Here is a 24,637-nt window from a genome sequence, read left to right as displayed (position 1 = left end):
CATTCTGAGGAGGACTAATATGGGAAAGAAAACGAAAGTAGCAATCGCAATTGCTGCGGCAAGTGCAGCAGCTTGGGCAGGATCCAAGGCTCTTTCTAAACCACAAAAACGTGAAAGTAAAGATGCTTTATCTTATGAGCATCCAGTAGTTTTAGCACATCGTGGCGGATCACATATAGCACCAGAACATACAATGGCAGCATTTCATAAAGCCGATGAAATTGGTGTAGATGGATTTGAAATTGACATACGTCTGACTAAAGATGAAGAAATCGTTGTATCTCATGATGATTATGTCGATCGTACTAGTGATGGTACTGGTCGTATAGCTGACTTAACATTAGAAGAATTACGTAAGTTTAATTTTGGATATAATTTTGTTGATTTAGATGGCTACCTTTCTTACCGTGATGAATTTGAATCAATCGTTACGTTACGTGAATTATTGAACAAGTTCCCAGATAAGTTCATAAATATTGATATGAAAGACGCGCCGGATACATATGAAGGTGGCCTTATGCCTTCTAAATTATGGCGTTTAATCGAAGAAATGGATGTAGCAGATAATGTAGTCGTTACAAGCTTTTATGATGAACAAATTGACCGTTTTAATCTCTACGCTCAAAATAAAGTAGCATTAGGCGCAGGACAGGCTGAAGTAAGAAAAGCTTATACTTCCTTCACAAGTCAATTTGGTCATTTATATCATCCTAAAGTTGATATTTTCCAAATTCCAGAAAAATATGGTGTATTTTCACTAGATAATAAAAGTTTCATTCAATTTTTAAGTGACTTAAATATTCCAGTTCATTATTGGACTGTCAATGATGCATTAACTATGAAGAAATTAGTAAATATAGGTGCAAGAGGTATTGTTACAGATCGCCCTGATTTAGCAGTAAAAGTTGTAAGTCTATAATAGACAACAGATTAGATTAACTAGATATTCAGTTTTAATACAAAAGAGGTTTCTACAAAATGTAGAAACCTCTTTTTATTATCAATAAAACATTCATGAGATTTTCGCCCCAATACCTATCTTCCTTATTTTGTGCCTGCATTGCTTCTCTAGCTTCGTCTCATAAAAAATTCCCGTTAACACTCAAAACATGAGTATCGGTAGCCGATTTTCCGGCAAATCTTATTTGTCCTAGAGCAATTTGTTAGGTACTGAGTATAGGGGCATTCACTTCCACTTTATTAGAAAACTTTCATGAAATGTACTTAGAACTTTTCTCATGCAGAACAAGAACAACTGCCACCTGAACCGCATCCTCCGCTACTACATGATGAACCAGATTGGAAGAATGGATTACTTACAGGTACTTTAACAGCTTCTGAGACTGTTTTTCCAATTAGTAAACTAATTTCATCCAATAAATCTTGGTAGTCATTCTCTGCAATTCTAAGTTTGGAAACTTTATCATTAACATCAAGTTCACGTTTTCTCACACGAATTGATTTCATTATCGTTTGATAATCTGGATGGTATTTCCCAAACCGTTGAACATCTTCATACTGTTCCTTCATCCGTTGAAAATCATAAATTTCACGAACAAGTTCGGCATCTATATAAACTGCCTCATGCGCTTTTTGAAGGTTCGCATATTGTTCGGAGGAACGGATCATAGCGTTCAGCGCTTCTATTTCTTCAAGAATCAAAGCCCAGTCAGAAGTCATCATCATCGTTATTTCCCCCAATCTACTCTTATCATAACAGATTCTATGAAAACTTGTATGATTAGAGGATTATTACTATTAACTTTTTTGATTTTTTTCTAGCATTGTAACGATTTCTTTTACAACTTTTTCATCTGAAAAGGGAAAAATCTGTCCTGCTACGATTTGCCCTTCTTCATGGCCCTTTCCTGCAATGATTAAGATGTCGCCTTGTTTGCAACTATTAATAGCATTTTGAATAGCCTTTTTGCGATTCGGTTCCATTCTATATGGCTTCATGTGAATTCCTTTTACTATAGAATTCAAAATAGCACTGGATGACTCCCCTCTTGGATTATCATCAGTAAGCCAAATATAATCTGCATACGCATCAGCTATTTCTCCCATCTCAATCCTTTTTCCTTGATCTCGATCCCCTCCACAACCAAAGACAACCACTAATTTCTTTGAAGATTGCAATCGTAGTGCACTTAATAAAGCCTCTAATGCACTTGGCGTATGTGCGTAATCAATGATTATTCGAAATCCAAGTGTATTTTCAATTTCTTGCATTCTTCCTGCTGGCAATGTTAATTTTCTAGTATGCTCGGCAATTTCCTGGAGGGAAAATCCTAATTCAGTAACTGTTGTAATTGCTGCCAGTACATTATATTGCAAATACTCACCTTGAAAAGGGATCATTACATCAATAGGTATATCATGATCCTGAATAAGTAATTGCGTCCCATCTTCTATTTTTTGTTCATGGATAATACTACAATCTGCTAATAAACTCTTTCCGAAAGTTTTAACTATTGGATGCTCCATTCTTAGTTGCTTACAGTATGCATCATCTATATTAACGATAATTTGCTCAGAAAATAGGCATAATCTTCTCTTAGCTGCAAGGTAATATTTTTCACCACCATGTTCTTCATAATGGTCCCTACTTACATTTAAATATACGCCAATATCAATATTACAGTTGTCAAGCCGATGTTCAGATAATGCAAGGGATGAAGCTTCCATGACTAGATGTGTAACGCCTTGACTAACACAATAAGCACAAATTTTATATAATTCTGTCGCTAATGGTGTTGTTAATGGTTCCAATTTCACAGCTTGCTTCTTTCCATTAATAAATACACCTACAGTTCCAAGAACGGCTACATTGACATGCAAAGATTGTAATAATTGACCTATAAAATGAGTTACCGTCGTTTTTCCATTTGTTCCCGTTACCGCAACAATCGTAAGTTGTTCATCATAAGCACCGTACAGTTTTTTGCTTGCATACGATAAAAAAGTTGAACAATTAGGTACCCAAATAACTGGAATCTGCAGATTGGCTTTTGCTTCGTATCGATTATGTACGATAGCTGCAGCCCCATTTTGTATCGCCAGTTCTTTATAATCCCATCCATCAAATTTTTTTCCTTTTCTTGCAACAAATATGTCACCTGGCTTAACATCACTTGCTCTATCGGTAATTCCTTTAATTTCAGTACGTATAGAACCGCATTCTAATTCACATGGCCATTCTTTTAACAGTTCTGCCAAGATCAACTATGCTCCTCCTGCACCTTTTAATGAAATATGAATACATTACTATAACCCCTTCACCACTTATATCGTATGAAAAACATGCAGAATATGTCACGAGGAGATAGGAGTCACAAAATGATTATTCAAAAATTTGGCGGAATTGCTATGCAGTCAAAAGCTTCGCGTAAGCATTGCCTTCTCCATATTAAAAGAGCTCTAAAAGAACATGGTAAATCAATTGTTGTCGTATCTGCTATGGGCAGATTTGGTGATGCTTATGCTACTGATACTTTATTGAATATAACTGATGCATTAAATACTTCGACAAAAGCGAAGGATTTAGTAGCTGCATGTGGAGAACTTATTGCCGCTGCTGTTCTATCTTCAGAACTAAAACAGTCTGGAATAGAAAATTTGCTGCTTTATGGTGCTCCACTTGGTATAACTACAACCAATAATTTTGGAGATGCTGAAATTATTGAAATAAATGAAGAAGCGCTCTTATCCGCCCTAAACAACTATGATTGTATAGTTGTTCCTGGCTTTCAAGGAATTACGAATGAAGGTGAGATTGCGACTCTTGGTAGAGGTGGTAGCGATTTAACTGCTGTCATTTTAGGTGCAACATTACCCAATGTATTAATCGAGTACTATAAAGATGTACCTGGTGTCATGACAGGTGATCCACATCAAGAGAACGATGCAGAACTTATTAAAGTGCTCCAATATTCCGAGTTTTTGACATTATTAAATAGTGTACGCCCATTAATTCAAAAAAAAGCAGCGGAAATAGCACAACAACACCATCTCACGCTGCATATAAGAAATGTTTTTTCTTTGGAATCTGGAACATTTGTATTTCCTGATAATAATTAATTTTGGTTTGTTTGATCACGTTGGATGAAAACTTGTGTAAAATGTTTTCCAAAAGCACCTGTACCTATTTGATTGAAATTCTTATTCAATAAGGTATCACGATGCTTTTCTGAATTTAAAAGTCCATTAATTGCTTCTGGCGCATCTAAATAATCCTCTGTAACATTTTCTCCAGCAGAGTTAAATTGTATCTCCGCATTTTTTAATCTATCTTTAAATACATCACTTCCTTGTTCTTCTTGTGAAATTTTATTGACTGCAAGCTTTTCACTATGCGCCATTGCTAACTCATTTAAATCTTCCTCTGACAATAGTGCTGGTAAACCTTTTTGAAGTCGATACACATTCGTTAATTCAAATAATTGTTTTTTATTTTCCTGATCAATTTCTTCTTGCTTATATGACGATGGAACTGATGGTGTTATTAAATCTCCCACATAAGTCATATCATATGGATGTTGTTTAACCAGCGTTTCACCATCGATGTAACGAACTGCTTCTAACGTTTTATCAATTGCATCAAAATATAATTGAGCATACAATCCATCATACATGACCAAGATACGGGACTGTAAATCCTCTTCATTTAAGATAAAAGTATATATATTATCTTTAATCTTCACGTTAACTTCCGTATCTGTAATTGTATTACGATACAATTCATCTATTCCTTGACCAATTTTAAATGGAGCTGCATTAGAATCTTTTCCAGTCATATAGACTTGTTTTACTTTACGATTTTCAACGCCCACAAGAATATAATTACTTGGTGATTTTTGATATACCCACCAGTCAAAATCATATGCTGAAGGACTTATTCGATCTGGCTTTCCTAATTTTTCTTGTAGCTTTTTAGTTGAATGGCCAACTAATGTTGATAGCCCTTTAGTTGGTCTTTCAACTGTTGATTTATTAATATCTGGTGCTTCTTTTTGAGGAATCACCTTACCATTTGAATTAGGTGCTAATGGTTCATTTTCTTTAACTGGTTGATTTATATAGAAAAAAACGACTAAGAGTGCCGCTAAAATAATTAGTACTCTAAAAAAAGCTTTCAAATTTATCTCTCCAATTTTTTATTATCTTTATTATACCAATTACATAGAAGGATTCACAATGTTGTCATTGCAACCAGTTCCATTTTGCTCTATTATAAAATGGAACGTATAATGTACAGAAGTGTCGAAGGAGGATATTAGAATGTATTTTGAAAATACTGGACTTGAAAACAAAGTTGCACATATTACATTACTTGATGATCTAATGGGTCAACATCGCTTAATCCGTGCTACTGGTTGGGATTACGAACGAGTTACATGGGATAGAAAATTTGAAGTACAAGAAGGTACTTACTATTTACGAGTATTTGGTTATACAAAAGATGGCGACAACGGTTCAAACGATTCCAACATTACTTTATTAAAACCTGTTCTTGGAAAACACTACTTCCCACATGGCGTTGAATATGGTGAAGACGAAATCTTCCCTGCTAATTTGGTAAAAACTTGCCAAGAAGTATTAGCATCACTTTCAAAAGAACTAGATCAATTTAAAATTCAAGCTTAATGCAATTATGCCTTATGCCGTACTAAAATGTTTACTATAACATTTTGTACGGCTTTTATTTATATATCAAATGATAAAGTAAGATTTTAACCACCACAACTGTATAGAAATAAGAAGAAATAAAAATTGAAAAAGCTCTATCTATTAGCATGATTTTCAAAAAACTCCTCATACTATCACTGTCAAATATATATGGGTGATTAGGATGATTTTACAGCGTATATTCACAAAATTCTTTCCATGGTTCATTTTTGGTTTAAGTTTTCTATTTGCAATATTCTATGCACAGCCAATTCTCTTAGCATTTATCACAGCACTTTGTTTTAATCCACTAATTAATAAATATTCAAAGCAGTGGAGTAAATCTCGTCGCTTTGTAGTCTTTATCTTTTTCTCCATTTTCAGCATAATAGTGCTCATAGGTTGCTATTTATTATACGTACTATTAATTCTTAAATTTGTTGGATTCTCTCAATGGATACCACAGTTTTTGGATTCGATCAATGAAAGATATATTTATTTTCAATCGAAATTAACAAATATCACGCATGATTTACCTCGCCCCATTATACTTTCTATACAGCAATGGATTGAACAAATGTTGAGTAGTTTGCAAAAATACGTAACTACATATATTCAAGCAGACCGTCTACTCAACTTAGTTCAAAGAGTACCATCAGTAATCTTTAAGCTTTTCATCTATTTTTTAGCCTTATATTACTCAATGCTAGAAGTTCCGAATATCCTTAAATCCTTTAAAAAATGGTTACACCTAGAAGGAAATTCATCGGCGGAAGTTTTTTTCAAACATCTAAAAAAAGGTACCCTTGATTTTTTAAAAGCTCAATTGATTGTGAGTGTTGTCATTTTTTGTGTTACATTATGTACTTTATTTTGGATTACACCACGATATGCTATTCCAATGACAATCCTTGTTTGGTTTGTTGATTTGCTCCCAATATTTGGCGGAATGATGGTATTAACTCCTTGGGCTATTATTTGTTGGATTAATGGACAAACCTTCGAGGGAACTATTCTATTTATTTTATCTATTGTAGTATTAGTACTACGTCAGATCCTTGAAACAAAAGTAACTAGTAATCACCTAGGACTTCCACCTCTTACAACGATAATTTGTATGTATGCTGGACTTCAAATGTTTGGCTTTGTTGGCTTTGTTATAGGTCCATTTATTGCGATTCTAGTGGTAGTAATCCAACAATTTAGAAAAAGCTGGATTACCGTTAATAAAAAAGACTAATTTCTTTAGTTTAAGAAATTAGTCTTTTTTTATTTAGTGATTATTTAATATAGCTTTAATAAGGGATGTAGTTGGACCACCCGTATAAAATACATAAAGCAATAAGTAAACAGCAACTCCAGTAATCGCAACAAAGAACCAAATAATACTTGTAATTGGTGCAATTTTACGATGACGGTCTAGTTTATTTGAAAATCCTGAGATTAACGTAATAATACCAAATACTGCACCCGAAGTAGCTAAAATAATATGGAAAACTAAGAATATTGTATAGTATATTCTTAAATGTTCGGGACCACCGAAAGCAGTATTTCCGATAAATACAGTTCTCGAAATATAAATAATAAAGAATGTTAACGCTGAAATTGCAGCAGCAATCATCGTTTTCTTATGTGCTTCAACCTTCTTCTGTTTAATAAGTCCCCAACCAATCGCAATTAGTACTGCACTAAGAACGATGAAAGAGGTACTAATCGTAGGTAAAATAGGTACACTCATCTTTTTACTCCTAACAATCTAATTTAATTAATGAATTTGATTTGCATATAAACGTTGTCTTTCTTTTAACGCTTCTTCTGTCATTTGATCTGCATTTTTTTGATCATTTCTATACCACACGATAAATACTCGTCCAAGAATACATGCGAAAATAATCTCTTGGATAATCTTCATGATTACACCACCAAGTTGTTGGTCTTCAACCGGCGACATATTTGTAAATAATTCTGGTCCTGATAATGTGAGACCTTCTAAAGTTGAACTTGGTACACATAGTGCCATTGCTTTCATCCACATTTCTCCATCAGTATACGTTGCATAGAATGCTGTAGTAGAAAAAATAATTAACGCACATGCTGGTGTAATTAAAATTGCATTTGCTATTATATAGAAAAATTTATGCAAATCTTTCATACGAGGCTCACCCTCAACCGTATTTAGCAAAGGCCAATACATAAACAACGATGACATAAATAAAGCAAAAGTATAAATGCCATGTAATGTTTCATCCAATTTAATATAATCTAAAACGGATGGTAAGTGGTAGAAAGAGAACAGAAAGACAAAGATAAATATAGCAACCATTGGTTTAGTTAATAAATGGAATACCGGTTTTACATAAGGTAAGTTTATCATACTTTTCCATAACCAATTCGGGATACCGATAATAAAGAAAATAGGTATAAATAATAGTAAGAAAGCCATTTGAACCATATGCATTGTAAACATGATATGTGCCATTAAATCGATTGGTGATCCGATTATGATATATAACATAACCATTGCAAAAACAAATGAAATTGCCTCACCCTTTTTTAAAGGCTCACTATATTTAAAGTCTTTTCTCCATTTGGTTGTCACTAAAAAATATAACACGGTAAAGAACACCAATACACCAATTAATGTTGGGCTCCACATTGCTCGAAATCCAAAAATACTCAAAGGCATCGAAGTTCGCTCCTTTACATTCAATAACTTCATTATAAAGTGCTTACATCAAAACAGCAATGAACGAATCTTGACAATTCCGTCTGAAATGTCATAAGAGAGTTGCCATTTGAAAAATCTATTAACTAAATATATCATTCTCCTCATCAAAAAAAGACCGAGCCTATTTTGAATAGACTCGGTCTTTAAGACCTATTTTATATCCAAACGATTGTTATAAAAGTAAGAATCATTGGGAAGAAAATAAGTACACCTGAATAAATAAAGAATTGAATAATCCCTGTACCTTTTTCGCTTAAGTGCATAAAGTAATACAATTGAAGTCCTACTTGAACACCAGCGAATAATAAAATAATAGGTATTACTAGATATAATGAAAATCCAGCTTGAACTGCAGCAAATGCGATAAAAGTCAAGAAAATCATTAACGCAAAAACAGTTACTTGATTACGCATCGCTTGACCAGCTTTACGGCGACTTTGCTTGTAAGCTGCCTCGCTTCTAGCTTCTACGTGTATGTCATGTGCCATTATTTCATCACTCCCATCAAGTAAACTACAGTGAAGATGAATACCCAAACAACATCAATAAAGTGCCAATATAGTGATGCAATGAAATACTTAGGTGCATTATAAAGGTTTAATCCACGTTTTGAATTACGGATCATTAATAAGATAAACCATCCTAAACCGATAACTACATGCAATCCGTGAGTACCTACTAATGTATAGAATGCAGAACCGAAAGCACTTTGAGTAAATGTAAATCCTAAGTGTACATAGTGATTAAATTCATAGATTTCAAAACCTAAGAATGCAAGACCTAAAAGAACTGTAATAGCTAACCAAGCTTGCATTGCTTTGAAATTATAGTTTTTCATATGATACATTGCATACACACTTGTTAAAGAAGAAGTTAGCAGTAACATTGTCATAATGAATGCTAATGGTAATTCAAATAGGTTTTGAGAAGTAAACTCCATGCCACTTGGCCCTTTGTCTTTAAGAGCTAAGAATGTAGCGAATAAAGTTGCAAATAGAATTGCATCACTTGCAATGTAGATCCAAAAACCCAGGAATTTATTTTTCCCTTCAACAGTTGATTGTTCTGGATGTTCAGGCCAAGATTGTGGGGTAAATTTAGTTTTCAAATCCATTAATTGTTACCCCCTTTTTCATTCATTAATTCTTCTTTAGAGATATGGTAACCTAAATCATCTTTAAGTGAACGATATGCCATTGAAAGAACAGTTATTGCTAAACCAATGATTAATAAAGCTAAAGACCATGGTTTATCAGCATCTGGGTGATACAGTGCACCAAAACCTGCTACGAATAAACCAAATACCATTACGATAGGGACAAAAGAGTTGTTTGGCATATGAATATCTGAAATAGGTTCAGCATATGACATTCCTTCTTTGTTTCCTTCCATTTTTTCAATCCAGTAAGTATCTAATCCACGAACAAGTGGAGTTTGTTTGAAGTTATAGTATGGTACTGGTTGTGGAATTGCCCATTCAAGGGTACGTCCATCACGCCATGGATCACGACCACATGGTTCTGCTTTAATAGTTGTGATAATAACGTTAATAACTAAGATTATTACACCAATTGCCATTAGGAATGCGCCAATTGTTGAAATAAAGTTAAATGTATCCAAACCTTGATTTGGTAGGTAAGTGAATACACGTCGAGGCATACCCATTAAACCTAAGAAATGTTGTAAAAAGAATGTACAATGGAAACCAACAAAGAAGAAGACAAATGTAATTTTGCCAAGTGTTTCATTTAACATTCTGTTAAACATTAAAGGCCAATAGTAATGTGTTCCTGCTAGTAATGCTAATACAACACCACCAACGATAACGTAGTGGAAGTGAGCTACGATAAAGTATGAATCATGTAATTGATAGTCAAGAGGAGCTGCTGCTTGCATTACCCCTGTAACCCCACCTGCTACGAATGATGGAATGAACCCAAGTGCATAAAGCATTGGAGTTGTCACTTTAATCGAACCGCCCCACATAGTACATAACCAGTTAAAGATTTTCATACCAGTTGGTACTGCAATTGCCATTGTTGCAACAGCGAAAATAGCGTTTGCAGTTGCACCTAGACCAACAGTAAACATATGGTGAGCCCATACCATGAAGCCAAGGAAACCGATTAAGATTGTCGCAAATACCATTGATGAATAACCAAATAGGCGTTTACGAGAGAATACAGCAAATATTTCAGAGAAAATACCAAATGCAGGAAGTATAAGAATATATACTTCAGGGTGACCGAAAATCCAGAATAAGTGTTCCCAGATGATTGTATTACCACCCATAGTATGGTCAAAGAAGTTTGCTCCAAACATACGATCAAAAATCATAAAGAATATTCCAATAGTAAGTGGAGGGAATGCGAATAAAATTAAAGCACTTGCTACGAAAGTAGTCCAAGTGAATAATGGCATACGCATAAATGTCATACCTGGAGCACGCATATTAATAATTGTTACAAGGAAGTTAATCCCTGAGATTAATGTACCTGCACCAGAAATTTGCAAACCAATAGCATAAAAGTCAATACCATGCCCTGGAGATGCTAAAGATAAAGATGCATAAGAAGTCCAACCAGCATCAGGTGCTCCACCAAGGAACCATGAAAGGTTTAAGAACAGACCTCCGAATACGAATAACCAGAAACCTAAAGAGTTTAGGAATGGAAATGCAACGTCACGTGCACCAATTTGTAATGGTACTACAGCGTTCATAAATGCGAATAGCAATGGCATAGCAGCAAGGAAAATCATTGTTGTACCATGCATTGTCATAATTTCATTAAAAAGACCCGCACTTACAAAATCATTATTAGGTTTTGCAAGTTGGATACGAATGAGCATAGCTTCAATACCACCGATTACGAAGAAAAGCGTACCGGCAATAAGGTAAAGAATGGCGATTTTTTTATGGTCTACTGTAGTTAGATAGTCCCAAATAGTTGCGCCAAAGCCCTTTTTCTTTGCAGTTGAGCTCACAACCTTAACCTCCTTCAAAATGTTCAAATAGAATTTCTCAATTATTTTTCTACAGATAAGCCCATTAAGTAGGCAGCTAAAGCATCAAGCTCTTGATCTGTGAATTTTTTACCGTTATTAATTTTTTCAGGTTGAGGCATAGTATTACCTGGTTTAACGGATTGTGGATCATTAATCCATTTTTTGATATTTTCAGTGTTATGATCTAGTACACCTGCAACACGAGTACGATCGCCAAATGAAGCAAGGTTAGGTGCAATACCAGTACCTTTACCTACACCTGAAGTAGCGTGACATGTGATACAGCTAGTTTTAAATAATGCTTCACCTTGTTTTTCAAGATCGCCTGTAGCTACTTGTTTATCAGAAGCTTTCATTTTAGTAACCCAATTATCAAAATCAGCTTTGCTTAAAGTTTTTACTTTAAAGTCCATTAATGCATGGGAAGGACCACAAAGTTCAGCACATTTACCGTAGAATACACCCGATTCAAGATCTTTTGATTGTTTATCGAATTCTAAGTAAAATTTGTTGACGTTATCAACGTTTGTATCCATTTTACCACCAGCTGAAGGGATCCAAAATGAATGTTTTACGTCTCCTGAAGTAAGGTTGAAGTAAACTTTTTCACCTGTTGGTACAACTAATTCTTGTGAAGTAACAATTCCTTGATTTGGATACTCAAATTGCCACCAATATAATTTTGCAGTTACATTGACAGTAATAGGTTTTGCTTGACCTTCAGCAACTTTTGCATCCATCGCTTTTGTATCAGCGAGTTTATAAGTAAGAGCAACTGTTGGTACAGCTAAAATTAGAAGTAAAATAATTGGAATAGCAGTCCAAATAATTTCTAGTGTAGTACTACCTTCTACTTGCTTAGGAATAACATTTTCCCCAACTTTTTTGCGTCGGAATTTGATTATTGCAAGTACATAGATTACTACTACTACTAAAATAACAAGCGTCATAATTGCAGTTGATAAAAGCATTAGATTATATTGTTCTTTACCTACTTCACCTGCTGGAGATAAAGTTGATAAATAATCTTTACCACAACCAGAAAGGAAAACAATAAGTGCTGTTAACATTGCAAAAAGACGCCACTTTTTAAGCCCTTTCATCATAGCTTAATTAAACCCCTCTTTCTTTGTTGTATTTCATGTGTAACCAGGACTGTGGTTGTTCTATATGAATTCTTAATAAGAAAGAATCCCAAAGTTAGCTAAAGACAGAAAAGATAATCATTGAAACAAATAAAATGGTCATATAGTTCAAAGAATAAACGAACATTTTGTTTGCCCATTTTATATCGTCTTTGGCTTTAAAACCTGTAATTGCAAGAATTAGCCAACCAAGGTTCAATGCAGTTGCAAGAATAATAAATCCTAATCCTAACTTCGTTAATAAAAACGGAAGTGGAAATAACAATACAACCCAAATTAGCATAGACTTTTTCGTTCTGTCAAAACCTTTAACCACGGGTAACATAGGTATTTTTGCAGCACGATATTCCTCTGTTCGCTTCATTGCAAGAGCATAGAAATGCGGTGGTTGCCAAGCAAACATAATACAAAATAACGCAAAAGCACCAGAACCTAGAGTAGGATCGACAGCAGCCCAACCGATAACAGGAGGTATTGCACCGGATATACTTCCTACAATTGTGTTACTTACAAATCTTCTTTTTGACCACATTGAATATAAGATTACATAGCTTATTATTCCTGCAAGTCCCCATACACCGGCAGCAAATGATGCCATAAATAACAAAATTTCACCCACAAATAGAAGGATGAGTGCTACAGTCATAACAAATCTAGGTGTGAATCTACCAGTAACTGTTGGTCTTGACTTTGTTCGCGTCATTACAGGATCAATATCTTGGTCAATATAATTATTCATCGCACCAGAACCTGCAATAATAAAAGCAGATCCTACTATTGCATAGAACAATATATCCAATTCCTGTAAGAAGTGTCTGTCTGTAAATTGAAATGCTAACCAAAGCCCCGTAAAAGCGGTTATTAAATTCGAATTAACGATTCCAATTTTGATAAGTGCTAGGAAATCTTTCACAAAGGAACTTGTATCTGGCGTACTATTTCTACTGGTAGCCAATACCCGACTATTAGACATTATACCCTTCCTTTCAATTTGATAAGCACAATCCGTTAACCCTACTATAACTAAAAACAGTTATTTTTTCTAGACGAAAAGTTAAATTTCGTGTCGAAGGCTATAGGGAACCGGAAGCTCTAACACAACATATCTATAGTAAATCATTTTATATACAAATATTGTGAAGATTCTCATACGAAATTATGAACAATTTGTGAAATGGTTTCCAGTTAGAAATATCAATACTTTTTACAAGTTGTATTTTGACTATATTTTCGATATTATCAAAACTGCAGGTATCACCAAAAAAAGTGATTACTATATTCAAAGTAGGTGTCAATTTATCATGCAACAAAGTAAATACATGAAGTGGTTTGCTGTTGCTGCAACAATTGGAATGCTGCTTATATTGTTAGGCGGAGCACTCGTTACAAAAACAGATAGTGGTATGGGTTGTGGAAGAAACTGGCCCGATTGTAACGGTTCTTTAATACCAAAACATATTACACCTGAAGTACTTATTGAATTTTCTCATCGCGTAGTGACTGGCTCTGTATCCATTTTAATTTTCATTTTATCTTTTTGGTCTTGGAGAAAGCTTGGACATGTTCGCGAGGTAAAATTTCTATCCTTTATGGCCTTATTCTTTTTAATAGCACAAGCATTAATTGGTGCTGCACAAGTGCTTTGGGGACAAGGTGACTTCATCTTAGCATTACATTTTGGTATTTCTCTTATTTCTTTTGCTGCGGTATTATTGCTAACTTTAATTATTTTCGAGGTCGATCAGAAATTTAATGTAAACAGTGTACATATTGGGCGTACATTAAAATGGCATACAATTGGAGTAACCATTTACTCATATCTTGTAGTATATACAGGGGCTCTTGTTCGCCACACCAATTCAAGCTTGATCTGTCCTGACTGGCCACTCTGTCACAATAATTCAGTTGGACTACCGGAAAACTTCTATGAGTGGGTCCAAATGGGACATCGACTTGCTGCGGCTTTAATTTTTGTATGGATATTCATTATTCTAATTCATGTCGTAAAACATTATAGAGACCAACGTGTTCTATATGTGGGGTGGATTATAGCATTTATTATTGTTTGTCTTCAAGTTATTGCTGGTATGGGTATTGTATTAACACGCTTAAATCTTATTATTGCACTATCACATACTCTTTTTATCTCACTATTATTCGGATTGCTGTGTTATATGATTCTTCTTATTTCTAGAAGCGGCAATACTAATAAAGTTGATTAATCTTTCTCGTAAAAAAAACGACTTTCAATTTGAAAGTCGTTTTTTCATTTTACTAGATAATAAATTTTTGCTTAGCTGGTGCCTTCAGCTCTTATGATTCCATTTCGATTAGTAAATCTCCTGTTGAGATAGCATCTCCTGCATTTACAAAAATATTTTTAATCACACCGTCTTTTGGTGCTTGTACTGTCGTTTCCATTTTCATTGCTTCAGTGATTAGTAAATGTTCACCACGTTTTACATGGCTTCCAGGAGAAACAACCACTTTTAATACCGTACCTGGCATTGTTGCGCCAATTTGGTCAGCATTAGATGGATCCGCTTTTGGCTTGCGTTCTCCAGCTACTTCAACTGTCATATCTTGAATGACAATTTCACGAGGTTGTCCATTTAGTTCGAAATAAAGAACACGTGTACCGTCATGTTGAGGCTCACCAATAGATACCAATTTAACAATTAATGTTTTCCCTTTTTCAATCTCTACTTCGATTTCTTCTCCAAGCTTCATACCATATAAAAATGTTAGTGTATCCAAAACAGATACATTGCCGAATTTCCCTGCTGTTTCCATATATTCTTCAAACACTTTTGGATAAAGTGCTGAAGCTAATACTTCATGACTTGTAATTGGTCGATTGTATTTGTTAAATAAAGTATCACGGATTTCTTTTAAATCGACTGGTTCTAACAATTCACCAGGTCTTACTGTGATTGGCTCACGTTCTTTTAATACGACTTTTTGCAATTCTTCAGGGAAACCGCCATAAGGTTGACCTAAGTAACCTTGGAAGAATTCAATTACTGAATCTGGGAAATCAATTGTTTTACCACGTTCCAAAACGGATTGCTCATCTAATTCATTTTGTACCATGAATAATGCCATATCGCCAACGACTTTAGATGATGGCGTTACTTTGACGATATCGCCAAATAGTAAGTTTACGCGAGAATACATTTTCTTTACTTCTTCCCAACGATCACCTAGTCCTACTCCTTTTGCTTGTTGTTGCAGGTTACTATATTGGCCACCTGGCATTTCATGTACATAAATTTCAGAATGAGGACTGATCATACCACTTTCAAAATCTTTATAGTATTTACGAACATCTTCCCAGTAGTATGAAAGTTTTTCTAAACCTTCGATATTTGCACGTAATTGACGATTACTACCTTTCATCGCATAGTACAAACTATTTGAACTTGGTTGTGATGTTAAACCTGCCATTGAACCTAAAGCTGTATCAACGATATCTACTCCTGCTTCCGCTGCTTTAGCATATAAATAAATACCATTACCACTTGTATCATGTGAATGTAAATGAATAGGTAAATCTGTTGCTTCTTTTAATTCTGAAATTAATCGATAAGCTGCCTCTGGCTTTAATAGTCCAGCCATGTCTTTAATAGCCAGAATATGAGCACCAGCTGCCTCTAATTGCTTCGCCATATCTTTATAATACTTAACCGTGTATTTCGCTCTAGAGTCGTCTAAAATGTCGCCAGTGTAGCAAATTGCTGCTTCAGCAATCTTCCCTGCATCTCTTGCTGCGTCAATTGCCACTTCCATTCCTTTAATCCAGTTTAAGCTATCGAAAATACGGAATACATCAATTCCCGCATCTGCAGACTTTTGTATAAATTCTTTAATTAGGTTATCTGAATAGTTTTTATATCCAACTGCATTCGCACCGCGCAATAACATTTGGAATAATACATTTGGTATTTTTTTACGTAATGTAATTAATCTCTCCCAAGGGTCTTCTTTTAAGAAACGATATGCAACATCAAAGGTTGCACCCCCCCACATTTCAAGTGAGAAATAATTATTCATAATTTGTGCAGTATCATCTGCAATTTCAAACAAATCATGTGAGCGAACACGCGTTGCAAGTAATGATTGATGTGCATCACGCATAGTCGTATCTGTTAGTAAAAGATCGTCTTGTTCGCGAATCCATTTCACTAATCCTTCAGGCCCTTTTTCATCCAAAATCTGTTTTGTTCCATATGGAATTGTTTGGAAACGTTCAATTTGAGGTTTATGCGGTTTTGGATGAATCGGTTTTTGTTTTTTCTCTATACCAGGAAAACCGTTAATCGTTACATTACCGATATAGCTAAGTAATTTTGTACCGCGGTCACGTGCAGGTTTAAATAAGAATAATTCAGGTGTTGAATCAATGAAACTTGTATCGAATTTACCATCGATAAACTTAGTGTGTCTTACGACATTTTCTAAAAATGGGATGTTTGTTTTAATACCACGAATACGGAATTCTTGTAAATTTCGATCCATTTTCGCAGCAGCTTCTTTAAATGTATTCCCCCATGTTGAAACTTTCACTAATAATGAGTCATAATGTGGTGATATAACTGCCCCTTGGAATCCATTACCTGCATCTAAACGAACACCAAAACCACCGCTTGAACGGTAAACCATTAGTTTTCCAGTATCTGGCATGAAATTATTTTGTGGATCTTCTGTTGTTACACGAGATTGAATAGCAAAGCCAAATAAGGGAATTTTGGATTGTTCAGGAATATTAATCACATCACCATGCAATGTGTAACCGTTTGCGATGTTTATTTGTGCATGGACAATATCTATCCCTGTTACCATTTCTGTAATTGTATGTTCAACTTGGACACGAGGATTTACTTCGATAAAGTAAAAATCATCTCCCGCAACTAAAAATTCTACTGTTCCTGCATTTATATAGCTTACATTTTTCATCAATTTTACAGCTGCATCACAAATTCTCTCACGTAATTCATGTGAAATAGAATTTGATGGTGCAATTTCAACTACTTTTTGATGACGACGTTGTATCGAACAATCTCGTTCGTATAAATGAACAAGATTCCCCTCTTTATCTCCTAAAATTTGTACTTCAATATGCTTTGGGTGCAGGATACATTTTTCAACATATACTTCATCAGAACCGAATGCTGCCTTTGCTTCCGATTTTGCACGATCATACGCTTCTTGTGCTTCTTCTGCATTATGTACAACGCGCATACCGCGACCGCCACCACCAAGAGCTGCTTTAATCATTAACGGATACTGATGTTCTTCACCAAATGCTAATACTTCTTCTATCGAATCAACTGGTCCATCTGTACCTGGAATCACTGGTATATCAGCTGCAACAGCCTGTTCTCTTGCTTTTACTTTATCTCCAAACATGTCCAAGTGTTTTGAAGTTGGACCAATGAAAATAATACCTTCTTCTTCACATCGTTTTGCGAATTCTAAATTTTCTGACAAAAAACCATAGCCAGGATGAATTGCATCTGCTCCTGACTCTTTTGCGATTTGTAAAATTCCTTCAATATCTAGATAAGCATCAATTGGTTTCTTACCATCCCCAACAAGATACGCTTCATCCGCTTTATAACGGTGAAATGAACCACTATCTTCTCTTGAATAAATTGCTACCGTGTGAATGTTTAATTCTGTACAAGCTCGAAAAACTCGAATTGCAATTTCACCACGATTGGCTACTAGAATTTTATTAATCGGCATATAAATCCCCCTTAGTCTTGATTATTATCTTTTTTAACCATCATGGAGACATTCGCTAAAATCCCCATAGCTAAAGATAACAAAATTACAGACGTTCCGCCATAACTAATAAAAGGTAGTGGTACACCAGTTAGTGGAATAATGCCACTTAATCCGCCTACATTGATGAAAGTTTGAATACCAATCCAACTTCCAATACCTGCAGCAATCATACGTGCCATTGGGTCTTTTGCTTTAATCGCAATACGCATTGCTTTGTAAACGATGAATCCTAATCCAAATAATACAATAGCAACCCCAAATGTCCCTAACTCTTCTGAAATAATTGCTAAGATAAAGTCCGTTTGAGGTTCGGGTAAATACCCCAATTTTTGCACAGATTGGCCTAATCCCAATCCTTTAACACCACCTGAACCAATTGCATAATAACCGTTTACTATTTGATAACCAAATGCATCAGCATCTGTGAATGGATCAAGATATGCTTTTAATCGTCCCATTCGGCGTTCAGTAAAGAATGAATCTTTGAAAATAAATAAACCAATCAAGCCAATAACCGCTAAACCTATTAACCACCCAATAATTTTACTAAAAGTAGAAAATTTCATGCCACTTGCAGCCATTACTGATAGTGCTATTAATGTAATTAATCCAATAGCTCCTAAATCTGGCTCTAATCCTATGAATAGAATAGCCGTACCAAAAACCAATAAAGGAGGCATAATTGACTCATTAATAATATCTAATTTTCCAGTCTCTTTTTTCTTTGCAAAGAAAGCTGAAAAATAAAGTATAATTCCTAGTTTTGTAAGTTCAGAAGGTTGAAAATTTGCAAATCCAAAATTAAGCCAACTTTTTGCACCTGAATTATCTGGACTATAACCAAATAAAAATACCGACATCAACAAAGTAAGCATGGTTGCAATAATCAACATCATCATTTTTCTATCTTTATACCGCTTATAAGGAATTATAAAACCTATTAAAAAGGCGACAGCCGCAATAGTCAAATTCATCAATTGCTTTTTATAAAAATAATCTGGCGTTGTTTGTAGAGTATTAACAGCCCAGAACATACTTGCACTATAAATCATTACTAATCCAAATAGGCATAGTAAAACATATGTAAAAAACAAAGGGTAGTCAAAGTACTTCATATATTTTTTGAAATAAGTTTTCATGTTTTTACCTCATCTATTATCTAGCAAAAAAACCCAAACAGCTTTGTGTTTGAGTTTTTTCTTATTCTTTTGTGAATGCATCGTGTAATGCAGACAGCTCTTTTTCAAGTGAATCGAGAATTTCTCTTCCCTTATCACGTTCAAGCAAGCCTAGCTTAACCGCGAAGTCGATCTCACGAGATAAACCAAACATTTGCGTATCTAAAACTTCCTCGTACAAAGGGCATTGTGGCATTGTTAAATGTTCCATTTGCACTCTAATTAATTTTGCTATTTTCTCCGCATCGGCAATTAGGAGTTCCAATGCTTTCTCCTGATACGAACTTTGTGATTTTGTATCCATGAGGACGCCCCCATTACCTGATATTTCTTCAACTCTATCTTAATAAAGTTTATCTTTTGCAAAGAAAAAATGCAAGCATCTATATTTCAAAATGAGAATGATAATATTATTTCTTTCTATCTGTAGATAAAAAGCGTTATACTAAAGAATGGAATGTAACATCTGAGGAGGAAAAACCTATGGAATCCATCATTCAAATTAAAGGTAAAGTCAACTTTCAAATTACATTAGATTCTACAGTTTGGATTTTTGATGACCGTAAGCTAAATTTAGAAACATATTTCATCGAAAAGCCAGTAGAGGTAGATCCTGATGAAGAATATATCGAAAAAGCAGGAAAATTCTGGTCTCGTGAAATTATGGAGGGTGCAACTTTCCCACCGACTTTGAAAACTGAACGTAAATTTGACCGCAAAGATATGATGACTGGTACTTTCGGTATAAAAATTGAACCTTTCATTCTTAATGCTGAACCAAAAGAAGATGCAAAGACAGTTGTATTTGAAACACACGATGGTTCACAATATCGTTTTAGTATTGAAGATGCGAAAAAACTTATTTTCCAATTTAGTAAAGATGGTAAAATGCTAAAAGAGAATGGCCCTGTCTACTTACTATTAGGAGATGGCTCCAACTACGAAAATCCTATTAAAGGAATCGTAGGCATGCAAGTAGAATAAGGAGGAAAATTATGATGCGAGTTAAATGCGTAATCTGTGATACTGTTAACGAACTTCCTGATTTCTCACCAATAGCAAAAAAATTACGCAATCGTCCTATTCACACTTTTATGTGTCCAACTTGTCACGATCGAATTACCGAAAAAACGAATGCAAGGCTAGCAACCGGTAAATTTCGTTTTATCCGAAAGGCAGTTCAGGCAGACGAAGAATTTTAGAAATTTAGCAGAGCATTTAGAATAATGCTCTGTTTTTTTTGATTCTATGTAAAAATGTTAGGGTAAGACCTAAAATTCATTTAACGCACCGCAGCATTTTCCACTTATTTGTACCGAAAGCAATTCGTCATGTACATGAGTGTGTTGGCAATCACCTTTACTTTTCTACTATAATCCACCAAACTAGGTAAAGACCCCAACAAATTTTATAGTATCAAAAAAGAGTTGTCCGAAAATGGACAACTCTTTTTCTTAAGAAGCAGCTTCTTTTTTCTTATCTCTACGTAAACGAACTTTGTAGAGAATTAATACTAAGGCTGCCACTATTAATCCTTCTACCATTGGTAAGAAGAATGCTAAGAAGGTTAAAATAATGCACCCTACAAATAAGAATACATAAATCACGGCTGTTTGCCATGCTTTTAATGATGATCTTGCAAATCCAAGATGATACACTATTGCAGTTAATATGAAAATAACTGCTAATAGAATATAACCTGCTACTGTATAGCTTGGTGCATTTTCGTAAATATAACGAGCAACACCGGACATACGATTAAATACTTGATCGTGTCCATCAGTTAAAGTAGATGCAGCAACTTGAGTAAAATTCAGTTTTAACAATAAACCGGACTTAAACAAGATCAACATCCTCCCGTCTAGCGAAAATTATTATTCTGCGTTACGTACTTTTTTAGCAGCTTTTTCGCGTTCGTTTTTGTTTAGAATTTGTTTACGAAGACGAATTGACTCAGGTGTAACTTCTAGGTATTCATCATCATCTAAGAATTCTAATGCTTCTTCAAGTGTTAAGATTTTTGGTGTTTTAATAACGTTTGTTTGGTCCTTTGTAGCTGAACGAACATTCGTTTTTTGTTTCATCTTTGTGATGTTAACTGTAATATCGTTATCACGTGTATTTTGACCCACGATCATACCTTCATAAATTTCAGTACCTGGTTCTACGAATAATATACCACGGTCTTCTACTTGCATCATACCATAAGTAGTAGATTTACCAGTTTCCATAGAAACAAGCGCACCATTACGACGACCACCTACACGACCAGTTGCTACTGGTTGATACGAATCGAATGTATGGTTAATAATACCGAATCCTTTAGTAAGTGACATGAATTCAGTAGTATAACCGATTAAGCCACGAGCAGGTACCATGAAGATTAAACGAACTTGTCCATTACCTTCGTTAATCATATCTTGCATTTCACCTTTACGGTCACCTAATGATTCAATGATAGAACCAACACAGTCTTCTGGTACATCGATTTGTACTCGTTCTACTGGTTCGGATTTTACACCATCGATTTCTTTAATAATAACTTTTGGTTTTGATACTTGTAATTCGTATCCTTCACGACGCATGTTTTCAACAAGGATTGATAAGTGAAGTTCACCACGGCCTGAAACTGTCCATGCATCTGGAGAATCTGTTTGTTCTACACGTAGAGAAACGTCAGTTTGTAATTGAGAAAGTAATCGTTCTTCAATTTTACGTGAAGTTACCCATTTACCTTCGCGACCTGCGAATGGCGAGTTATTTACTAAGAAAGTCATTTGTAAAGTTGGTTCATCAATACGCATTGGAGGAAGTGGCTCTAGGTGATCTTGTGGACATACAGTTTCACCAACGTTAATTTCTTCCATACCAGATACAGCGATTAAATCACCTGAATACGCTTCTTGAATTTCTTCACGTTTTAAACCGAAGAAGCCAAACATTTTCGTAACACGGAAGTTTTTCACTGTACCATCAAGTTTCGCTAGAGATACTGATTGTCCAACAGCGATTGTACCGCGGAAAACACGACCAATACCGATACGGCCTACGAAGTCATTATAGTCAAGTAATGCAACTTGGAATTGAAGAGGTTCTTCACGAGTATCAGCTGGTGCTGGGATGTGACTGATAATTTCTTCGAATAAGCATTTCATGTTTTCTTCTTGTTTAGCTGGATCTGGATCTAATGAAGCAGTACCGTTCACACCTGAAGCGAAAACTACTGGGAATTCTAATTGATCTTCATCTGCACCTAACTCAATAAGTAAGTCGATTACTTCATCAACAACTTCTTCAGGACGAGCTGAATCTTTGTCAACTTTGTTTACGACTACGATTGGTGTTAATTTTTGTTCTAATGCTTTTTTAAGCACGAAACGAGTTTGAGGCATACAACCTTCGTAAGCATCTACTACAAGTAAAACGCCATCTACCATTTTCAAGATACGTTCAACTTCACCACCGAAATCGGCGTGTCCTGGTGTATCCAAGATGTTGATTTTAGTATCTTCGTAGTGAACTGCAGTGTTTTTTGCTAAAATCGTAATACCACGTTCACGTTCAATATCATTAGAGTCCATTGCACGTTCTTCAACATGTTCATTTGAACGGAATGTACCTGATTGTTTTAATAATTGGTCGACTAAAGTTGTTTTACCATGGTCGACGTGGGCAATAATTGCTATATTTCTGAGATCTTCTCTTAAATTTGTCATTGTTCCACTCCACATTGTTTTTTTCGAGTCCATAACTGTGCTATTATAACATAAAAAATAGCTTTGTGTTTTATTTTTACATGTCTTTTTCAACTTTTTTATTTTTTACAAGTGAAAACCTTGCTAATCTTAGTATTTAGTTTAACAATAGAATTATAATTATTTTTTGGAGGATTGTTATGAATAAAGCAAAATTCGTCATGGCTATCTTTGCCCTTGCAGGGGTTTTAGCTATGTGTTCTATTGGTTGGGCAATAGCTTTAGGTAGTACTTTAGGAATTATCGGTGGTATTATAGCAGTTTGTGTTGTTTTCGGTCTAGCCTTTAAAACAAAACGCCAATTCCGAGATCAAGGCTTATTATAAATTCATTATTAATAGCTATTCCAACTTCGGTAACTACTTGAAAAGCCTTTTCGGTAGAAAACACACAGTTGTCGACTGATAGGGTGTTTGAGGTAGATAGCTATTTTAGCACTTTAATATGTGTCATAAGAGCTATTAAGAAGTTGGCATATGAATATGGATATAAGATAAGGGATTGCCTTCAAAAGTTGGGTTTCTTCAACTTCAAGGACAATCCCTTAATTATTTATTTTCATTTTTCAGTTGAATATAATCATCAATAATTTCACTATGTATCGTAGGATTAGCCACGATAAAAGTATCTTGTTTTAATAAGTTGATAGGTTCATTTTTTAAATTACTGGCTATAGCACCTACCTCATTAGCAATCACTACACCACCTGCAATATCCCAAGGAGATAATCTAAGAGATATATATGCATCCATTCTCCCACAAGCAACAGAGACAATTTCTAAGGCAGCTGAACCATATGATCTTGTCCCACGTACTTTATGAACTAGGTCAATCATAGGCTCATGCTCGATTCTCTTATTAGGAGTCACCCAAGTAGCATTTAATCCAATAATTGCTTTATTTAAGGAAATTGCTTGAAGAGGTTTTAAAGGAACTTCATTCATATAGGCACCCTGGCCCTGTTTTGCATAGTATAATTGGTCCCTCATCACATCATAAATATACCCTAGTTTTCCAATTCCATTAATATAAACACCAATTGTAATTGCAAAATTCCGATGTTGACGAATAAAATTCATTGTTCCATCAATCGGATCAATTATCCATACTACCCCATCAATCGAATCAATTTTCTCGCCCATTCCCTCTTCACCTAAAATTTTATGAGTTGAATCAAACGTTTTTATTTTTTCAATGAAAAATAATTCTGTTTCGCGATCAATATTTGTCACTAAATCATTTGCATCCGCTTTCGTTTCAATTACCCACTTTTCAGAAAATGAACTACGGATACGTTCTCCCGCTTCCATAATGATAGCCTTTGCAAATTCATGTACTTCAGCAATACTCATTATTCCCTCACCTTTC

General features: G+C 34.9%; 24 protein-coding genes. 8 read left to right on the top strand and 16 right to left on the bottom strand.

The features are described 5' to 3' along the window. Positions 1–19: 19 nt before the first annotated feature. Positions 20–919: a glycerophosphodiester phosphodiesterase gene (locus ABE048_RS05570; protein ID WP_430309743.1), complete on the top strand. Its 900-nt coding sequence runs from the start codon at positions 20–22 to the stop codon at positions 917–919. Positions 920–1,236: 317 nt separating this feature from the next. Here ABE048_RS05570 and ABE048_RS05565 read toward each other — a convergent pair whose 3' ends face one another. Next, positions 1,237–1,686, bottom strand: a complete 450-nt coding sequence (locus ABE048_RS05565) for a YlbF family regulator (protein ID WP_430309742.1) — start codon at positions 1,684–1,686, stop codon at positions 1,237–1,239. 72 nt (positions 1,687–1,758) lie between these two features. Beyond that, entirely contained in the window at positions 1,759–3,225 is a 1,467-nt protein-coding gene (locus tag ABE048_RS05560) for a UDP-N-acetylmuramoyl-L-alanyl-D-glutamate--2,6-diaminopimelate ligase (RefSeq protein ID WP_430309740.1), read from the bottom strand. A 114-nt stretch (positions 3,226–3,339) separates the two neighbouring features. On the opposite strand from ABE048_RS05560, the gene ABE048_RS05555 reads away from it, so the two are divergent. Further along, on the top strand, positions 3,340–4,080 hold the full coding sequence (locus ABE048_RS05555) for an aspartate kinase (protein ID WP_430309739.1): 741 nt from the start codon (positions 3,340–3,342) through the stop codon (positions 4,078–4,080). Here ABE048_RS05555 and ABE048_RS05550 read toward each other — a convergent pair. Then, positions 4,077–5,138 (bottom strand): CAP domain-containing protein, encoded by a 1,062-nt coding sequence (locus tag ABE048_RS05550; protein ID WP_430309738.1) that lies wholly within the window; start codon positions 5,136–5,138, stop codon positions 4,077–4,079. The genes ABE048_RS05555 and ABE048_RS05550 overlap by 4 nt on opposite strands. 142 nt (positions 5,139–5,280) lie before the next feature. On the opposite strand from ABE048_RS05550, the gene ABE048_RS05545 reads away from it, so the two are divergent. Together ABE048_RS05545 and ytvI are read left to right on the top strand one after the other, a co-directional pair. Then, entirely contained in the window at positions 5,281–5,646 is a 366-nt protein-coding gene (locus tag ABE048_RS05545; protein WP_430309736.1) for a YugN family protein, read from the top strand. Between the two features lie 205 nt (positions 5,647–5,851). Next, on the top strand, positions 5,852–6,907 hold the full coding sequence (gene ytvI, locus ABE048_RS05540; protein ID WP_430309735.1) for a sporulation integral membrane protein YtvI: 1,056 nt from the start codon (positions 5,852–5,854) through the stop codon (positions 6,905–6,907). A 33-nt stretch (positions 6,908–6,940) separates the two neighbouring features. Here the strand turns inward: ytvI and ABE048_RS05535 are convergent, their stop codons facing one another. The 7 genes from ABE048_RS05535 to cyoE form a co-directional block, all read right to left on the bottom strand. After that, entirely contained in the window at positions 6,941–7,405 is a 465-nt protein-coding gene (locus ABE048_RS05535; RefSeq protein ID WP_430309734.1) for a DUF420 domain-containing protein, read from the bottom strand. A gap of 27 nt (positions 7,406–7,432) precedes the next feature. Beyond that, positions 7,433–8,353, bottom strand: coding sequence for a cytochrome c oxidase assembly factor CtaG (gene ctaG / locus ABE048_RS05530; protein ID WP_430309732.1), 921 nt, complete (start codon positions 8,351–8,353; stop codon positions 7,433–7,435). 197 nt (positions 8,354–8,550) lie between these two features. Then, on the bottom strand, positions 8,551–8,883 hold the full coding sequence (locus tag ABE048_RS05525; protein WP_430309730.1) for a cytochrome C oxidase subunit IV family protein: 333 nt from the start codon (positions 8,881–8,883) through the stop codon (positions 8,551–8,553). Further along, positions 8,883–9,509, bottom strand: a complete 627-nt coding sequence (locus ABE048_RS05520; protein ID WP_430309728.1) for a cytochrome (ubi)quinol oxidase subunit III — start codon at positions 9,507–9,509, stop codon at positions 8,883–8,885. The genes ABE048_RS05525 and ABE048_RS05520 overlap by 1 nt, the downstream gene beginning before the upstream one ends. Then, complete coding sequence (gene ctaD, locus ABE048_RS05515) at positions 9,509–11,380, bottom strand: cytochrome c oxidase subunit I (protein WP_430309726.1); 1,872 nt, start codon at positions 11,378–11,380, stop codon at positions 9,509–9,511. The genes ABE048_RS05520 and ctaD overlap by 1 nt, the downstream gene beginning before the upstream one ends. Positions 11,381–11,421: 41 nt before the next feature. Then, positions 11,422–12,507 carry a cytochrome c oxidase subunit II gene (gene coxB / locus ABE048_RS05510; RefSeq protein ID WP_430309724.1) on the bottom strand — a complete coding sequence of 362 codons (1,086 nt, stop codon included), beginning with the start codon at positions 12,505–12,507 and terminating at the stop codon, positions 11,422–11,424. A gap of 94 nt (positions 12,508–12,601) precedes the next feature. Further along, entirely contained in the window at positions 12,602–13,519 is a 918-nt protein-coding gene (cyoE, locus tag ABE048_RS05505) for a heme o synthase (protein WP_430309722.1), read from the bottom strand. Positions 13,520–13,847: 328 nt separating this feature from the next. Between cyoE and ABE048_RS05500 the strand changes: the two genes are divergently transcribed. Further along, on the top strand, positions 13,848–14,768 hold the full coding sequence (locus tag ABE048_RS05500) for a COX15/CtaA family protein (protein WP_430309720.1): 921 nt from the start codon (positions 13,848–13,850) through the stop codon (positions 14,766–14,768). Positions 14,769–14,859: 91 nt separating this feature from the next. Here the strand turns inward: ABE048_RS05500 and pyc are convergent, their stop codons facing one another. The 3 genes from pyc to ABE048_RS05485 all read right to left on the bottom strand — a co-directional run bounded on the left by pyc (position 14,860) and on the right by ABE048_RS05485 (position 19,818). Then, positions 14,860–18,294 (bottom strand): pyruvate carboxylase, encoded by a 3,435-nt coding sequence (pyc, locus tag ABE048_RS05495; RefSeq protein WP_430309718.1) that lies wholly within the window; start codon positions 18,292–18,294, stop codon positions 14,860–14,862. 11 nt (positions 18,295–18,305) lie between these two features. Continuing rightward, positions 18,306–19,475 carry an FtsW/RodA/SpoVE family cell cycle protein gene (locus ABE048_RS05490; RefSeq protein WP_430309717.1) on the bottom strand — a complete coding sequence of 390 codons (1,170 nt, stop codon included), beginning with the start codon at positions 19,473–19,475 and terminating at the stop codon, positions 18,306–18,308. Positions 19,476–19,536: 61 nt separating this feature from the next. Then, positions 19,537–19,818, bottom strand: coding sequence for a DUF1507 family protein (locus ABE048_RS05485; protein WP_430309715.1), 282 nt, complete (start codon positions 19,816–19,818; stop codon positions 19,537–19,539). Between the two features lie 179 nt (positions 19,819–19,997). On the opposite strand from ABE048_RS05485, the gene ABE048_RS05480 reads away from it, so the two are divergent. Then, positions 19,998–20,498, top strand: coding sequence for a peptidyl-prolyl cis-trans isomerase (locus ABE048_RS05480; protein ID WP_430309714.1), 501 nt, complete (start codon positions 19,998–20,000; stop codon positions 20,496–20,498). 14 nt (positions 20,499–20,512) lie between these two features. Continuing rightward, the gene (locus ABE048_RS05475) at positions 20,513–20,716 is read left to right on the top strand and encodes a YlaI family protein (RefSeq protein WP_430309813.1); all 204 of its coding nucleotides are present in this window, start codon (positions 20,513–20,515) and stop codon (positions 20,714–20,716) included. Between the two features lie 252 nt (positions 20,717–20,968). Here the strand turns inward: ABE048_RS05475 and ABE048_RS05470 are convergent, their stop codons facing one another. Together ABE048_RS05470 and typA are read right to left on the bottom strand one after the other, a co-directional pair. After that, entirely contained in the window at positions 20,969–21,361 is a 393-nt protein-coding gene (locus ABE048_RS05470) for a YlaH-like family protein (RefSeq protein ID WP_430309812.1), read from the bottom strand. A gap of 27 nt (positions 21,362–21,388) precedes the next feature. Then, positions 21,389–23,230 carry a translational GTPase TypA gene (typA, locus tag ABE048_RS05465; protein WP_430309713.1) on the bottom strand — a complete coding sequence of 614 codons (1,842 nt, stop codon included), beginning with the start codon at positions 23,228–23,230 and terminating at the stop codon, positions 21,389–21,391. A gap of 179 nt (positions 23,231–23,409) precedes the next feature. Between typA and ABE048_RS05460 the strand changes: the two genes are divergently transcribed. Continuing rightward, positions 23,410–23,595, top strand: a complete 186-nt coding sequence (locus tag ABE048_RS05460; RefSeq protein ID WP_430309712.1) for a DUF5325 family protein — start codon at positions 23,410–23,412, stop codon at positions 23,593–23,595. A gap of 222 nt (positions 23,596–23,817) precedes the next feature. Here ABE048_RS05460 and ABE048_RS05455 read toward each other — a convergent pair whose 3' ends face one another. Beyond that, positions 23,818–24,621 carry an inositol monophosphatase family protein gene (locus ABE048_RS05455; protein ID WP_430309710.1) on the bottom strand — a complete coding sequence of 268 codons (804 nt, stop codon included), beginning with the start codon at positions 24,619–24,621 and terminating at the stop codon, positions 23,818–23,820. Between the last annotated feature and the right edge of the window lie 16 nt (positions 24,622–24,637).

Origin of the sequence: Rummeliibacillus pycnus (assembly GCF_050459865.1) — a bacterium.
In the GTDB taxonomy this organism is placed as follows: domain Bacteria; phylum Bacillota; class Bacilli; order Bacillales_A; family Planococcaceae; genus Rummeliibacillus; species Rummeliibacillus pycnus_B.
This window is presented reverse-complemented; position numbering and strand designations above follow the sequence as displayed.